Genomic DNA, 14,229 nt, shown 5'->3' with positions numbered 1-14,229 from the left:
ATGCGGCTTTCGCGAGCGGCATGGATTGGCTCGCAGCCGGCAGGCACGATGGTTGCGAAGCAACGGTGTGTGGACGGACGCCGCCCTTCGCAAACGCCTCGATCGAGCGCGGATGCGAGTACAGCGTCCGGTGTCGAGAAACGGGCCCCTGACGGTACCGTAGCGGCGACGACCCCACGTGTCTCATCAGCGGCTTCGGCCGCGATCGGCCACCGGCCAACAAGACCGCCATTTTCATTACCACCTGATGGAGAGAACCATGAAGACGATCCAGCTTCTGAAGACCGCAGGCAGCATCGCCGTCGTCGCGTTCGCGCTGAACGCGAACGCCCAGACCAGCGCTTCGGCCCCGCCAGCGTCGTCGGAAAGCATCGGTCAGCATATCGACGATGGCACCATCACGACCAAGGTCAAGGCTGATCTGCTTGCCGCGAAGAACGTCAAATCGACGCATATCCACGTGAAGACCCGCAAGGGCGTCGTGTGGCTCACGGGTTCGGTGCCTTCGGCGGACGACAAGTCCGCCGCCGAAGATGTCGTGCAAAGCGTGAAGGGCGTGACCAGCGTGAAGAACCATCTGAAAGTCGCGGCTGACTGATATCCGCGCGATTGGTTCGCACCGATTCGACTGAACAGAACGTAATAGAGCCGGCTGACAGAGCCGGCTCTTCCTTATTGCACTGACGCGTCGGTCAATGCTTCATTGCCGCATACTGGTCGCGCAGATCGCGCACGCGGTCATGCGTTTGCAGCACGCCCTGGTACTGCCGCTCGACGATTGCCCGCACGTCCGCCGGCAAATCCTTCTCCAGCGCGTCGTGATAGCGTTTCTTCGCGACGTCCTCGCCTTTTTCGCACTCGGCAAGAATCGCATGGTCGCTGCGATTCGCTACCGCCGATTTCACGTCGACCCAGCCGCGATGCAGCGCACCGCTCATGCTGCCGCCGGTTTCGGGCTTGCCGCCCAGTGTCTGAACGGCATCCTGCAACTCACGCGCGCCGCGCGAGCAGTCCTCGGCACTCGAACGGAACAGCATCTTCAGCTGGTCGTCGTGCGCATCCTCGGCTGCCTTCATAAAGCCCTTTTCGCCATCCTTCGACGTTTCGACCAGTTCATTCAATACGGAAACAACGTTGGTAGCCATTCAATACCTCCAAGGGTTTCGTTCATCGCGGAACCCGCCGCGCGGGGCTTTTTATGTGCCTCGCGATGAATCGGTTCGACGCGCGGCGGGCTGCATTTGATAGCACGCATCACGCGTGCCCGGCACCTCGTGCGAGCCGATGTATAGCGAAAGGCAGCTCGAACGAGCGCAGCCGCCGCGCGATGCGCGGCAACCGCGGGTGTCGCGCGACGTCGAAACAGCGCGGTAAACGGAAAACGGCCCGATGATCGTCATCGGGCCGTTTTTTGTTGGTATGCCGCGTCGCTCATATCACGCGCGCTTCTCCGCGAATTCCTTGATCGGCTCAGGAGTCTTCAGCGGATCGAAATCGGCCCAGCGTCCCTGCTGCCAGCGGCCGGTCGCCTTCTCGATCGACACGCCGCCCGCTTCACGTAGCACGCGCGCGGCGTCCAGCTGATTGTCGGGCGACACGTGCACGGCGACGAGCACGCCCGAATCGCGCGACTCCTCGTGATACGGCACGCGATGGTCCGATTTGCCGCGCTCCGTGGTGCGCGACATCGCGCCGACCAGCGAGCCGACATACGCGCCGACGCCGGCCGCGAGCAGCGACACCAGCAGCGGCGCGGAAAACACCGCGAAGATCGCCACGCCAATCACCGCGCCAATCACCGCGCCGATCGTCACGCCCATGCCCGCGCCTTTAGGCGCTCCTCGCGCGCCGGGGTCGGTATCGGTGTCGCCGCCGATCGGGAAACGCGCATGCTGGCCGCGTGGATTGACGAAAAACAGCGTGACGTCCTCTTCCACGAAACCCGCATCGAACAGTTTTTGCGCCGCGCTTTCCGCAGCGGGAAAAGTCGTGAAGCGTGCCGCGACGATGAGTGACATACGGCCTCCTTATCGTTAATTGCCGTTCGTGGACCATCCTGTCGCCGCTGACGCGAGTCGGAAGCAGCGCGCCCAGTCAATGCGACATGCAGCGGCGCTACGCCGCGGCGCCGCGATCCGGTTCCATGCCTTCCACTCTGAACAGTCCGCTATGCAACACTACGCCTTCTCCGTTGTTCTGGTCGAGCGCTTCCGCGCAGACCGAGCGGATGCGCTGACGGCCTCTGTCGAAAGCGGCCATCAACGCCGCTTCAAGCGCGGACTCCGCGCCGAAATGATCTTCCAGAGCCTCGGCAGTGATCGCGCAAACCACTGGCTCGCCATCGACGCGCGCAAGAAAGCGCACGGTCAGATTGGCGCCATCGAAGGCCGCTTCGTCATCGGGGAAAGTGATCTGCATCAGAGAGTCCTCATAAGCAGGCCGTGGCAGGATCGCGTTCATGACGAGCCCTTTAATTTGCCGGCCAGTTGCTCCGCCATCTCGAGGTGATGCTTGATGGTTGGCAGCGCTTGCGCGGCCGCGGCCTTCAGTTGCGAGTCGGTGCCGCTCTCGCTTTGCTGCTGGAACAGGTCGACCGCGCGCTGATGCGCTTCCACGCCGACCTGCTCGACATAGGCCTGATCGAACTCGGTGCCCTTCAACGTCTGCAGTTTGCCGACCAGCGCGGAATCCGCGGACGGCGTCGGCTTGAAGCCCTTCTTCGCGACCAGCCCGGCCATTGCGTGCGACAGCTTCGTGTGGTCGGCGATCATCTGTTGAGCGAACTTCCTGACATGCGGATCGTTGGAGTTCTTCAGCGCGACCTTGCCAGCGGCGATTTCAGTGGCGTCCGACTTCGACGCTTCGAGCACGAACTGCTGATCCGCGGGTGACAGCGTCGTGCTGCCGGTCGGCGCTGCGCTGGCGGGCGCATCGCTCGCCTGCGCGCAGGCCGTGTCGATCGATGCCGCGCTCACGCCCAACACGGCCAGCGCGGCAGTCAACACTTGTAGGGAATACCGGAATTTCATGCATTTTCTCCCTGTCGAATCACCGATGCGCAGGCTCCGAAGCCAACGCGCCGCCTGCGATCAAGCCGCCTTGCGCTTCGTCAGTTGCGCGATCAGCGCCTTGTTGAACGCGGGAAGGTCGTCGGGTTTGCGGCTCGAAATAAGATTGCCGTCCTCGACCACTTCCTGATCGACCCACGTGCCGCCCGCGTTGCGAATATCGTCCTGCAGGCTAGGCCAGCTCGTCACCGTGCGCCCCTTGATGATCCCCGCCGATACCGGCAGCCACGTGCCGTGACAGATCACCGCGATCGGCTTGTTCGCGTTGTCGACCGCTTTGACGAACGCCTGCGCCTGCGGCAGCAGCCGCAGCGCGTCGCCGTTCACGACGCCGCCCGGCAACACCAGCGCGTCATAGTCGTCGGGACTGGCCTTGTCGAAGGTCGCATCGACGTCGACGGAATCGCCCTTGTCGATGTGTTTGAAGCCCTGGATCTTGCCCGGCTTCGCCGAGATCACATGGACCGTCGCGCCCGCCTCGGTGAGCGCGCGTTTCGGCTCCATGAGTTCTGCCTGCTCGAAGCCATCTACGGCGAGTACGGCTACCTTGTAGCCATTCAGTGCATCAGTCATGTGTGCTCTCCTTCATGCGGCGCCCCGCTCATGCACTTGCCCGTGATGCATGTGCATAGGTCTGCGCCTTCGCTAAGCATGGTTACGCAAAACACGTGCCTGGTTGAGGCAGTGTTCAGCGGGCTGACGTTACGTTGGCGATGCCCCGACGCTGCGGTTGCGCCGTTCAGCTCGCGCCGCCGCGTGTGCAAAAGCGCCGTGGTCAGACGTCGGTTTCGTCTTCGTCGGAGCGTTCCGCGCCCGGCGGCACTTGCGGATCGACGACGTGGTCGGTGTCGATATCGCGGTCCATCTCCAACGTCGAATCGCCATCGGCCGACGCGCGCTCGCCCGTACCTGAGCGATCGGTATCGCTGCCGAGTGCGGCGTCGCCGGCTTCGAGCGCGTGATTGTCGAGCTCCGTATCGACGTCGAAATCGTGACGCCTCGCGCCCGCCACGTCGCTGCCGCTATCGGACGAGTCGCTGGGACCCAGCGCGCCCGTCGTGCGGGACGTTTGCTTGACGGTCTGCTGCGGCTCTTCATCGGGGTTGAGTGTGCTGCTCATGAAAGCTCCCTTTCCGGTTGGTCACGTCGACTTTTCCGCAAGGACCGTTCCGCCTCAGCGCGCTGGTCACCTACCAGTGGCATCGCCCTTGCTTCCCGCCGATCACACGGCACACATCGCACCTACTCGGCGAACCGGTTCGAACCGGGTTTGAAACTTCTACCTGCAACAATGGCTACCGCGACTCATTCCACGACCACATCACGCAGCCCGACCACCGCGAACGGCAACACCGCGCCCCAACCGATGCCGCCGGGACTGCGCCACGCCGACGACACGAGGCCCGGCTACACACGCAAGCGCGAGCGGAACGGCTTCATCTATTTCGACGTCGACGGCAAGCGCATCGTCGATGAGGACGAGATTCAACGCATCAATTCGCTCGCGATTCCACCCGCGTACGAAAACGTGTGGATCTGCCCCGATCCGCGCGGTCATCTGCAGGCGACCGGCCGCGACGCGCGCGGCCGCAAGCAGTACCGCTATCACCCCCGCTGGCGCGAAACGCGCGATGCCGACAAGTACGAACGGATGGCCGAGTTCGGCCGCCGCGCATTGCTCAAAATCCGCGCGCGCGTGGCGCGTGATCTGAAGCTGCCCGGCATGCCGCTCGACAAGGTCGTCGCGGCCATCGTGCAGTTGCTCGACACGACGCTGATCCGGATCGGCAGCGCAGAATACGCGCGCGATAACCACTCGTACGGATTGACGACGCTGCGCAAGAAGCACGTGAAGATCAGGGCCGGTCAATTGCGCTTCCAGTTTCGCGGCAAGAGCGGCATCGAGCACGACGTGACAGTGGACAATCCGAACATCAAGCGCATCGTGCGACGTTGCGCGGAGCTGCCCGGTCACGACCTGTTCCAGTATCTCGACGAAGACGGCACGCGCCACAGCGTCGGCTCGACGGATATCAACGACTACCTGCGCCGCGTAAGCGGCGCGGACTTCACCGCCAAGGACTACCGCACGTGGGCCGGCAGCGTGTACGCGCTGGCGGCATTGCGCCGCTTGATGTGCAGCAGCGCGGCCGAAGCGCGTCGTCATATCGTCGCGATCGTGAAAGAAGTGGCGACGCTGCTACGCAATACGCCCGCCGTCTGCCGGCGCTGCTATATCCACCCAGCGATCATCAGCGCGTTCGAGGCGGGCGAGTTGCAGAGCCTCGCGCCAGGCCAATCGCGCCGCGGACTCAAGGTAGATGAAGTGGCCTTTGCGGTGCTGCTCGCGGAGGCGGAAAAGCGTGCGGCGAAACTCGCGCGCGCATCCGGTGACAAAGGACGCAAGACGCGGGAGTCGTCGGTCGACGACAGTATCAACGGTTCGTTGACGAGTCTGCTAAAAAAGTCACGCGTGGTGCGCAAGAAAGCCACCGCCGCGAAAGACAAAAGCGCCGCGGCACATTTGCGAGCCACGCCACGCGTGCGTACGCGGCGCGCTGCGCGGGAAATGGCCTCCGAACCGAAACCGCCGGCCCAGTGACGGGCTCAGCGCCGAATCGACTCCGGCTCAAACGTCTTCCTCGAACGCCGCCATCACGAGCCAAACGTCGCGTTCGCCGTCGCGTATCTCCGCCGCCAGCGCATAGGCATTGCGCGAGGTCCCCGCCGCAGATGTTCGCCTGATAATGAATTTTCTTAGTCACGATTTTCTCCCTCGATGGGGAGCGCGATATCGCCGGCGCGTTACGATGAACGCACAGGTGCCTGGCCGCGCCCGCATCGATCCAGCGTTACTGTCCCTTCGTATCGCTGCTGGCATTGGCGCCGGGCGTGTTCGTCGTATCGGTCATCGGCTTGTTTGCCTTCGACTTCTTGTGATGATGTTTCATCGACGAAGTCGATCCCATGGTGCTGCCCGTGACATTCGACGCGGGCTCGTTGCCCGCCGTCGGCGCCGCGGTCGCCGCGCCATGCGCGTTGCCGCCGCCGGCGCCGCTATTGCCGTTACCGCCGCCCGCCTGCGCGAACGCGGCGCCCGACGCGACGGCGCCCGACGCGACCATACATGCCGCAAACAGCCATGCCTTCGAATACTTGCTCATCTGGGTTCTCCCTGAAGTAAAAGGACGGATGCGATCCTTCGGTTCCCTGCTGCCATCACTGAGAGTCGAGCAAGGCCTATGCCGCGCGATGCAGTCGTCGCATGCGCGCATCGCGCTTTGCTGATCAGCGCTGGCGTCGGCACTGACGAAATAATTGCAAACGCGCTCGCATCCTTTACGCACGCGGTGCCCTCGTCGCGCGGATGCGCCGCGCGCCACGGCGTAACGGCGCCGCATGGCTAGATGGAACGGCCGTTGCTAAATGCCTCGGTACATTCACCCCTTCAAAAAGGAGCCCATCATGGTGATGCAGACCCAGACACAAGGTGCGAACATCGTCGGTAAAGGCGCCGCGACCGCGGAAGGCCCAGGTCCGGATGTTATGGCAGCGGCTACGCTCGACGGCAACAAGGTTATCAGCAGCGACGGCGAGCACATCGGCAAGATCAAGGACATCATGCTCGACGTGCGTTCGGGCCGCGTCGCGTATGCGGTGCTGTCGAGCGGCGGTTTTCTCGGCATCGGCGACAAGCTGCTCGCGATTCCGTGGCGTGCGCTGACACTCGATACGCAGGAAAAATGCTTCGTGCTGAACATGGTGGCCGAGCGCGTGAAGAACGCACCGGGATTTGATAAGGATCACTGGCCATCGATGGCGGATCAGACGTGGGCCACCACCGTGCATCAGTACTACGGCAGCGAACCGTACTGGGGCGACGTCTATACGAGGCGCGACGACCTCGGCGTCGGTGACATTCCCGCGGGTTCGTCGGATGCGCCCGAGGCCGGGGGCGTGAAGCTCTGATCGCCAAATCGACCATTTTTGACGCGTGGCGAGTCCGACATTCCGCTTCAGGAGACAACACAATGGCGACCCGAAAGACCAGCAGCAAATCGAAACGCCCTGTGTCTCGTGGCAAGTCGGGACGGCCAGCGCGTCAGCGCCACGCGCAGGCGCACGCCGCGCATCGCGCTAAAACCGCGAAGTCGAGCGGCGCATCCGGCGCGAAGAGATGGTCGCATCACGTAATGGAAACGAGCGACGCGATGGACATCCAGAAGGATATTTTCAAAACCGGCAGCGCGGAGTCCATCGCGCAATCGTTGAAGCACTCGTCGACGGCGAGCCGTCGACGCAAGGGCACGCCGTTTCAATCGGCGATGTCGATGCTCAATTTCTACATCAATCGAGCGGGCCGAAACCTGCCGAAGGAGCGGCGCAATACGTTGCAGCGGGCCAAGCGCAAGCTGCGCGAAGCGTTCGGACGAGAGCCGCGGTGAGGTGACCGGATGACGGCGCCATCACGCGGCACGGCGCTTCAGTCGGCTCCAGGCTGAATGCCGAAGGCACTCTGCACGGCCTCGTACCGCGAATTGACGTTCAGTTTTTCGAACACGTTCTTCATGTGCCATTTGACCGTCTCGGGTGCCAGATTCAATGATCGTCCGATTTCCTTGTTGGACAGCCCGCGAGCGACGTAGCCCAGTATTTCGAGTTCACGCGCGCTCAGTGTGCCCGGCGTTATCTTCGTGTCGGCATAGCTCGACGAAGAAGATGGCGTGTTATCCGCCTCGTCGAAAGCCGCCAGCACCGTGCCGATATACGTGGCGTGCCCGGTCGCGATTTCCGATGGCGTGCGGCGAAAGCGTTCCAGTAACGCACGCATCGGCGGCCCCTCGTCCACGAAGCTATTGATCATCCCCATCGCGCCGCCGATCCGCAGCGCGTTTCCCAGCACGGCGAACGCCTGTTCCGAGGCACCGTTCTGCTCATGCGCGAGAGAAAGCAGCAGCGAAACGACGGCCTCGGCATAGCGCCAGCCCAGTGCAACCAGATTGTCGAGTGAGCGCGAGAGAAAGCCAACGGCGTCGCCGGCGGCATTTTCAGCGAGCAGAACGCGGGCTTGCAGCACGTAGTAGCTTGCCCACGTTTCCATCGCCGAGCCCCGTCGCCCTTCGCACATCATCGGTACGCTCGCGCTCAGTTCGTCGGTGACCTGTCGTGCCTCGACCACCCTACCGTCGGCAAGCAGCTGTCTGACGGTTTCCGCATCGCACGCGAGCTTCAGACGCAACCATCGACGGGTTATCGCGAGCTGTCGACCGTCCTCGAGAACGGCGAGCGCCGGCCCTTTTTTGCCATCCCGCCACAGCAGGCGCGACGCGGTAAGCATATAGCGCATCAATGCGGCGAGCGGCGAAGTCTCCAGCGCGATGGTCATGCGACCGTCGATCAACTTCCGCGCCTTGGACAGCTCGTTGCACTCGTAGTAAATCGACGCAAGGCAACCGGCTACCGCGGCCGCGCCCGCCGACCACTCTCCTAGCTTGTCTTCGGAGTACCGCATCGCGACCTCCATCACCCGCCTCGCATCGGGAAGTTCGCCGTGTATCAGCGCGGCGATGCCGTACACCGCATCGCGCAACATATCCGCGCTGTTCGGTTTCCGGCTGAGCCCCACCTGATCGACCCGCGCTCTCCATACGCGGGAGATGTAGGCGAACTGCCCTCTATACATCAAGCCGAAAATCTCCGCGCTTTGCCCGTAATGGCGTACCCAGGGTTCCGCAGGCGCCGTCGATGCCTCAACGGCACGCCCGAGTTCCAGCGCATGTTCGCTGTCGTCGTTCACGCAAGCGATCACCGCGTGGATCGCGTTGATCTCCGCCCATGCGACCTCGTCGGCTACCGACCGATCATCACGGGCCATTCGTTCGAACTCGTCGGCAATCTCGCCGATCTCCTTCGACGCGCGCGCGGTCTCAAGCGACATCGCGAGAGCCCAGGCTTTCGCCAGACGCAAGCGCAGTCGACCCGCGATCACGTCCGGCGGCAGTTTGCGAATCCAGCCCGGCAGCATGAACGGGTCGCCGCGTTGGAGCATCTCCATCGCACAGTTTTCGGCCCACTGCGCCGCCTGCCCGATGTCGCCCGCTGCCAGCGCATGTCGCACGGCTTCGCGCCACAGACGAGCCCGCGCGAACCACAGGCTGGCCCGGCGATGCAGCAACGGAACCTGTCGTGGCGTCTGACGCATGAGACGGCGGCGAAGCGCATTGCTCAGCAATGCGTGATAGCGATACCAGTTCTGCGTCTCATCGAGCGGCCGGATGAACACGTTATGCCGCTCGAGCCAGCCCAGCTTTTCTCCGCTTTCGCCCTCACCGCCCATGACATCGTCGCACAGCGTCGCCGTAAGCCGCTCGAGAATCGACGTGTAAAGCAAAAACGTCAGCATGGGCGGCGGCAAATGCGCAAACACCGTATCGTTCAGGTAGCGATCGATGCCGAAGCGGGAACCGGCGAGATGACTGGCGAGCGCGGCCACGTCATCGATCCGGTTCAGTCCGAGCGAAGCCAGTTGCAAACCGGCCACCCAGCCTTCGGTCGCGCTGTTCAACAACTCGACGCTGTTGCGGTTGAGCAGCGCGTTACCGGTGTGATCGAAAAACGCCTGAGCATCGTCGAGCGAAAAGCGCAGATCGTCGACATTCACACGCGAAAGTTTGTCGGGCGAGCGCAGCCCGCTCAGCGACAGCGCCGGTTCGCCGCGCGCGCCGAGCAGCACGTGAAGGTTGTCGGGCGCGTAGCGCAGCAGGCGCGACACGATCGCGAGAACGGGTTTCGCGCTCAGACGGTCGACGTCGTCGAGCACCAGGAAAACACCGCGGCCGTATGCGGCGATGCCATTGAGCAGCACTGAAATGACCGTTCTGACCGGCGTGTGTGCATCGTTATCGAGAAGTTGCTGTGCCTGCCACGCGATCTCCTGCGACGCGCGACAAAGCGCCGCCACCAGATAGGCCCCGAGTTGCTGCGGATCGTCGTCTTCTCCATCGAGACTGAGCCACGCAACGGGACGCTTCTTTCTCGTTTGCGCTTCGCTCCACGCGGCAAGCAAGGTCGTTTTGCCGAAACCCGCGGGCGCGGTCACGAGCGTAATGTGACGCGGACGTCGTTCATCGAGTCGCCGGAGCAATCCCGGCCGTTGCACGCAACCAGCGGGAAGACGCGGCGGCATCATCTTGGTCTGGATCAACGAGACGATCCATTCACGCTCGAAACTATCAGCGGTTGTATTCATGAGGTGTCCTCTCACCGGCTATCCGTGAGAGGCATGGAGGGTCGTTGTGAATTTGCTTTGAAGATACGCCGAACCGTATGACGACTCAATGAGTCGCCGCGCAACGAGGCGCGACCAGCGCAATCCGCTTCAGGTCGCTCATGGCCTCGTGTCGGATCGCTAGCGGAGATCGCTTTGCGCGCCCTGCTCGGACCTGTCCTTCTCCGCGACAGCGTCTTCCGGCTCGGTGCTCGCCGGCGCTTGCGCTTCCGCGCTGCCGGCATCGGCCTCGTCGAGGCGGTAGCCGTGCGTATAGATGGTCGTCAATCGCACGCCGTTGTCCGGATGCAGGGCCAGCTTGCGTCGCAGCCGGTAGATATGCGTGTCGATCGTGCGCGACGTACTATCCAGCTCGCGGCCCCACGCAAGCTTCGCCAGAAGCCGCTTGGAAACGACCCGTCCGACGTTCGCGAAGAAATAGGCCGCCACGTCGAATTCCTTTTCCGTCAACAAGATCGATTCGCCGTGCAGAAAAACACTGCGCTGCGTGACGTCGAATACATACGGCCCGACCGCGATTGCACTTTCCACCTTGATGCTGCGTCGTGTGCGACGCAACAGCGCGCCTACCCGTGCCCCCAGCTCTTTGGCCCGGAACGGCTTGACGACGTAGTCATCCGCGCCGGCGTCCAGCGCCTGTACGATGTCGACTTCCAGAAGTCGGCTGGTCACGAACAGCACCGCGGGTTCGCGGCCCAGGTGACGGCGTATCCAGTACAGCACCTCGAAGCCGCTCATGCCCGGCAATTCCCAGTCGAGCACCACGAGATCGACCTCGTTGGCCTGAAGAAAACTGATTGCGTCCTTGCCCCGCTCGACCTTGTTTATTCGATGCCCGGATTGCCCGATTTCCCTTTCGACCGAATCAGCTTGCGCGGGATCGTCTTCCACCAACAGGATATTCATCTATCACCTTTTTTCTTTCGCCCTGGCGACTTGAAGACCGGCCCGCTCGACAGATGCGGCGAAAGACATTCGCATCTGGAATTCCACTCACACGAGCAAGCAGTTCAAACAGGACGAAAAAGCCAACATAAAAAAATCGCCTACGGCACCAGGTCGGCGTGAGCGGCCAGCGGCGCCGGCCCCGTATGCATTGTGAATTTCGAGAAGAAAGATAGAGCCAGTCGCCTTTCAAATCCCCCCCTTTCGGAGGGGGGGATGGTGTTTTCGAAGGGGGGGGTCATATTGCACGACCGTCCCCCTTATCAGTGATTCGATCTGGCGCGCGCGAACTATTGCCCGCCGAGCATCTGAAGAGCGACCCCGCATGCATGTTCGTGTGGTTGCGCGTGCCGCCGCCGTGGCGCTCGGACGACTTCGCGGCAAACGCGCTCGCGCGCGGGGTCAACACGATGCCCGCATCCGCGTTCGCGGTCGATCGCTCGACGGTCGAGCACGGCGTGCGCATCAACCTCGCTTGCGCCGAGTCGCGCGAGCAGTTGACGCGTGGCCTGCAGATTCTCGCGCACACGCTACGCGACCGGCCGCGCGCGCTGTTCGGCACGATCTAGCTCGCGGTGGAAGCGTGAAGCGGAGCCGCTAGAATACGGGACCCCCTGTCCAGCCGAGCCGCCTTAATCCGATGACTCCGTCCGACGATTCAAGCCCTTCCTCGCGCACGCACGCCGCCGATGCGCTGTTCGCTTTCCTGAAGACGCTGCCGCTCGGCGACCGCTTGATCGAGGGCGGCTTCATGGCCGTGCAGGCCGTGGCAGGCGCGAGTCTCGCGTTCGGCATCGGTCGCGCGCTGCACACCGAGCAGGCGTTCTGGGCCGCCATCACCGCGATCGCGGTGAGCCAGCATAGTTATATCGACACCCGCAAGCTGTCGCGCGACCAGTTCATCGGTGCGATGGTCGGCGGTATTTGCGGGCTGATCGGCACGCTCGCGGGCGGCGGCCATTTTGCCGCGTACGCGGCGACCGCGGCGGTCGCGATCCTGATCTGCTGGGTCGTCAACGTCGGCAGCGCAGCGCGCCTCGGCGGCATCACCGCGACGATCATGCTGCTGGTGCCAGGCATCGGCACGGCGTGGGACAAGGCCTTTCTGCGGCTTGCCGAAGTGACGCTCGGCACGGTCTGCGCGCTCGTGGTCGCGCGACTGATGGCGTCGTTCGAAAGGCGCGTGTTCAGCAAGGGCGGACCGCCCAGATAGAATCGCCCACGCGTTGAGTCTTTAGTCACTCATCCAGAGCATCGTCCGTTGGTGTGCGGCGCCGGTAACGTCCCGGCGTCACACCGACGCTTTGCGCGAACGCCTTGCCGAACGCCGCCTCCGATTGATAGCCGACCGCCTCGCCGATGTCCGCCGCGCTGCGTTGTGTGCGCAACAGCAGATCGCTGGCGATCGCCATGCGGATCTGCGTCAGAAAATCCATCACGGTCACGCCCGCGCGCTCGTTGAAGTGGCGCGCGTAGGTCGCGCGCGACATCGCCGCGCGCTCGCCGAGTTCAGAGATCGTCCATGCGCGTTCGGGCGCGTCGAGCATGGCCTGCACCGATGCGCCGAGGCGTGCGTCCGTCAGCAACGCGAGCATCCCGGTGCCGTTCGCATTGCGCTCGCCGTGCACGCGCAGTGCCATCGCGAACAGCGCGTGGCTCAAGGCCGTCACGATCGCGAGCGCGCCAGGCTGACGCCGCTCCGCTTCGCCGCGCATCAGAGTGATCACCGCCTGCAACGCATCGAGCGTTTGCGCATCCCCGAGCGATACGTGCAGCGGATCGGGCAGCACATTGAGCAGCAACGCCGATGAACCAGGTGCATAGACGAAGCGGCCGCACAGCAGATCGACGCCGTCATGAACCGCGGTGTCGTTGGGCGCGTGCGCGGCCGTGGCAGTGGTTTCGTGGCCATCGTTGCGCCGCACCGGCAGCATGCCGTCATGCCCGAGCGTCAACGGCAGGCCACCCGCCGAGCGCTTTACGTCGCGCATGCGATGCGCGGCGCCACGCGGAAACAGCATGAAATCGCCGGCCCGCAATTCGAGCGGCTCGCCGGCGGCGGTCTCGATCACACAACTGCCGTCGAGCACCAGATGAAACGGCGCGACGCCCGCCTCCAGCGGCGCATGATCGATGTCGAATGCGCCTGATAGCAGGCAGCGAAGATCGAGACTCGCTTGAGGCCGGGCAAGGTCGATCAGGCGACTGAGCGTGTCCACGAGACGAGCGCGCTAAAAGTTGAGTCGAATGAGTATTCAGGATATCGCGGCGCGGCGCAATACTTTGTCCCACGACGCCGGCAACCGCCGGTGCGCAACGGACCAAGGAGCACTGCCATGTTGAACTGGATCGATTACCGCAAGGAACTGTTCGGCCGTATCGGCGAAATGACGAAGCTCGCGCCCGAAAGCGTGAAGGCGTATCAGGCGATGTCGAGCGCCGGTCAGAAGACCGACCTGCTCGGCGCGAAAACGCGCGAGCTGATTGCGCTCGCGGTAGCGGTCAGCCTGCGCTGTGACGGCTGTATCACGGTCCATACGGCCGAGGCGCTGAAGCACGGCGCGACCCGCGAGGAAATCGCCGAAGCGCTCGGCGTCGCGATGGCGATCAACGCGGGCGCGACGCTGGTGTACTCGGCGCGCACGCTGGACGCGGTCGCCGCGCATACGCAGGGGTAAGCGAGGTTGATGATTAGCCGCAGCGATTGCTAAGTCATCGTCCGTCCTTACGTGCCGCATCGACCGATCATGTCCGGCGATGCGGCGCGCGGCCCTTGTTGAAGCGATCGATCAAACGCGTACCGGCCCGATGACCGTTCTCAGAACTGAATCGTCGTGCGCAAACCGGGAACTGCTTCGTTCTTGATGCGCTGGGTCGTTACGCGGAAATCTTCTCGTACAACGACAAGACGGAGACTTTCAGTCTCGC

Annotated in this window: 16 protein-coding genes and 1 pseudogene; 7 read left to right on the top strand and 10 right to left on the bottom strand. The window is 63.4% G+C overall.

Annotated elements, in window-relative coordinates; genetic code table 11:
* Positions 1-259 precede the first annotated feature (259 nt).
* Positions 260-598 carry a BON domain-containing protein gene (locus OKW27_RS13780; RefSeq protein ID WP_184059957.1) on the top strand — a complete coding sequence of 113 codons (339 nt, stop codon included), beginning with the start codon at positions 260-262 and terminating at the stop codon, positions 596-598.
* A gap of 94 nt (positions 599-692) precedes the next feature.
* On the opposite strand, the gene OKW27_RS13775 is transcribed toward OKW27_RS13780, so the two are convergent.
* The 6 genes from OKW27_RS13775 to OKW27_RS13750 form a co-directional block, all read right to left on the bottom strand.
* Positions 693-1,145 (bottom strand): PA2169 family four-helix-bundle protein, encoded by a 453-nt coding sequence (locus tag OKW27_RS13775; RefSeq protein ID WP_090809752.1) that lies wholly within the window; start codon positions 1,143-1,145, stop codon positions 693-695.
* Between the two features lie 291 nt (positions 1,146-1,436).
* Entirely contained in the window at positions 1,437-2,018 is a 582-nt protein-coding gene (locus tag OKW27_RS13770) for a hypothetical protein (RefSeq protein WP_429333801.1), read from the bottom strand.
* A 97-nt stretch (positions 2,019-2,115) separates the two neighbouring features.
* Positions 2,116-2,460 carry a DUF1488 domain-containing protein gene (locus OKW27_RS13765; RefSeq protein ID WP_090809747.1) on the bottom strand — a complete coding sequence of 115 codons (345 nt, stop codon included), beginning with the start codon at positions 2,458-2,460 and terminating at the stop codon, positions 2,116-2,118.
* Positions 2,457-3,029 (bottom strand): DUF4142 domain-containing protein, encoded by a 573-nt coding sequence (locus OKW27_RS13760; protein ID WP_429333800.1) that lies wholly within the window; start codon positions 3,027-3,029, stop codon positions 2,457-2,459. Before OKW27_RS13760 ends, OKW27_RS13765 begins: the two co-directional genes overlap by 4 nt.
* A gap of 60 nt (positions 3,030-3,089) precedes the next feature.
* Positions 3,090-3,641 carry a type 1 glutamine amidotransferase domain-containing protein gene (locus tag OKW27_RS13755; protein WP_429333799.1) on the bottom strand — a complete coding sequence of 184 codons (552 nt, stop codon included), beginning with the start codon at positions 3,639-3,641 and terminating at the stop codon, positions 3,090-3,092.
* A 202-nt stretch (positions 3,642-3,843) separates the two neighbouring features.
* A complete protein-coding gene (locus OKW27_RS13750; RefSeq protein ID WP_429333798.1) occupies positions 3,844-4,188 on the bottom strand; it encodes a chemotaxis protein in 345 nt (114 codons plus the stop codon).
* A gap of 171 nt (positions 4,189-4,359) precedes the next feature.
* Here OKW27_RS13750 and OKW27_RS13745 point away from each other — a divergent pair, with 171 nt between their 5' ends.
* Positions 4,360-5,670, top strand: a complete 1,311-nt coding sequence (locus tag OKW27_RS13745; RefSeq protein WP_429333797.1) for a DNA topoisomerase IB — start codon at positions 4,360-4,362, stop codon at positions 5,668-5,670.
* 250 nt (positions 5,671-5,920) lie between these two features.
* Here the strand turns inward: OKW27_RS13745 and OKW27_RS13740 are convergent, their stop codons facing one another.
* The gene (locus OKW27_RS13740; RefSeq protein WP_429333796.1) at positions 5,921-6,232 is read right to left on the bottom strand and encodes a hypothetical protein; all 312 of its coding nucleotides are present in this window, start codon (positions 6,230-6,232) and stop codon (positions 5,921-5,923) included.
* Between the two features lie 301 nt (positions 6,233-6,533).
* Here OKW27_RS13740 and OKW27_RS13735 point away from each other — a divergent pair, with 301 nt between their 5' ends.
* On the top strand, positions 6,534-7,037 hold the full coding sequence (locus OKW27_RS13735; RefSeq protein ID WP_090809734.1) for a PRC-barrel domain-containing protein: 504 nt from the start codon (positions 6,534-6,536) through the stop codon (positions 7,035-7,037).
* Positions 7,038-7,099: 62 nt separating this feature from the next.
* Positions 7,100-7,513 carry a DUF3175 domain-containing protein gene (locus OKW27_RS13730; RefSeq protein ID WP_429333795.1) on the top strand — a complete coding sequence of 138 codons (414 nt, stop codon included), beginning with the start codon at positions 7,100-7,102 and terminating at the stop codon, positions 7,511-7,513.
* 38 nt (positions 7,514-7,551) lie between these two features.
* On the opposite strand, the gene OKW27_RS13725 is transcribed toward OKW27_RS13730, so the two are convergent.
* Positions 7,552-10,317, bottom strand: a complete 2,766-nt coding sequence (locus OKW27_RS13725; protein WP_429333794.1) for a LuxR C-terminal-related transcriptional regulator — start codon at positions 10,315-10,317, stop codon at positions 7,552-7,554.
* Positions 10,318-10,476: 159 nt separating this feature from the next.
* Positions 10,477-11,262, bottom strand: a complete 786-nt coding sequence (locus tag OKW27_RS13720) for a response regulator transcription factor (protein WP_090809728.1) — start codon at positions 11,260-11,262, stop codon at positions 10,477-10,479.
* A gap of 320 nt (positions 11,263-11,582) precedes the next feature.
* Here OKW27_RS13720 and OKW27_RS13715 point away from each other — a divergent pair.
* Both OKW27_RS13715 and OKW27_RS13710 read left to right on the top strand, forming a co-directional pair.
* A pseudogene (locus OKW27_RS13715) lies at positions 11,583-11,870 on the top strand (PLP-dependent aminotransferase family protein); the annotation flags it as partial.
* A gap of 71 nt (positions 11,871-11,941) precedes the next feature.
* Entirely contained in the window at positions 11,942-12,514 is a 573-nt protein-coding gene (locus tag OKW27_RS13710; RefSeq protein WP_429333793.1) for an FUSC family protein, read from the top strand.
* Positions 12,515-12,539: 25 nt separating this feature from the next.
* On the opposite strand, the gene OKW27_RS13705 is transcribed toward OKW27_RS13710, so the two are convergent.
* Positions 12,540-13,520 carry a cupin domain-containing protein gene (locus OKW27_RS13705; protein WP_429333792.1) on the bottom strand — a complete coding sequence of 327 codons (981 nt, stop codon included), beginning with the start codon at positions 13,518-13,520 and terminating at the stop codon, positions 12,540-12,542.
* Positions 13,521-13,637: 117 nt separating this feature from the next.
* On the opposite strand from OKW27_RS13705, the gene OKW27_RS13700 reads away from it, so the two are divergent.
* Positions 13,638-13,979 carry a carboxymuconolactone decarboxylase family protein gene (locus OKW27_RS13700; RefSeq protein ID WP_429333791.1) on the top strand — a complete coding sequence of 114 codons (342 nt, stop codon included), beginning with the start codon at positions 13,638-13,640 and terminating at the stop codon, positions 13,977-13,979.
* The last annotated feature ends 250 nt before the right edge of the window (positions 13,980-14,229 follow it).

This window comes from Paraburkholderia sp. 35.1 (genome assembly GCF_050436525.1).
GTDB classification, from domain to species: Bacteria; Pseudomonadota; Gammaproteobacteria; order Burkholderiales; family Burkholderiaceae; genus Paraburkholderia; species Paraburkholderia tuberum.
This window is presented reverse-complemented; position numbering and strand designations above follow the sequence as displayed.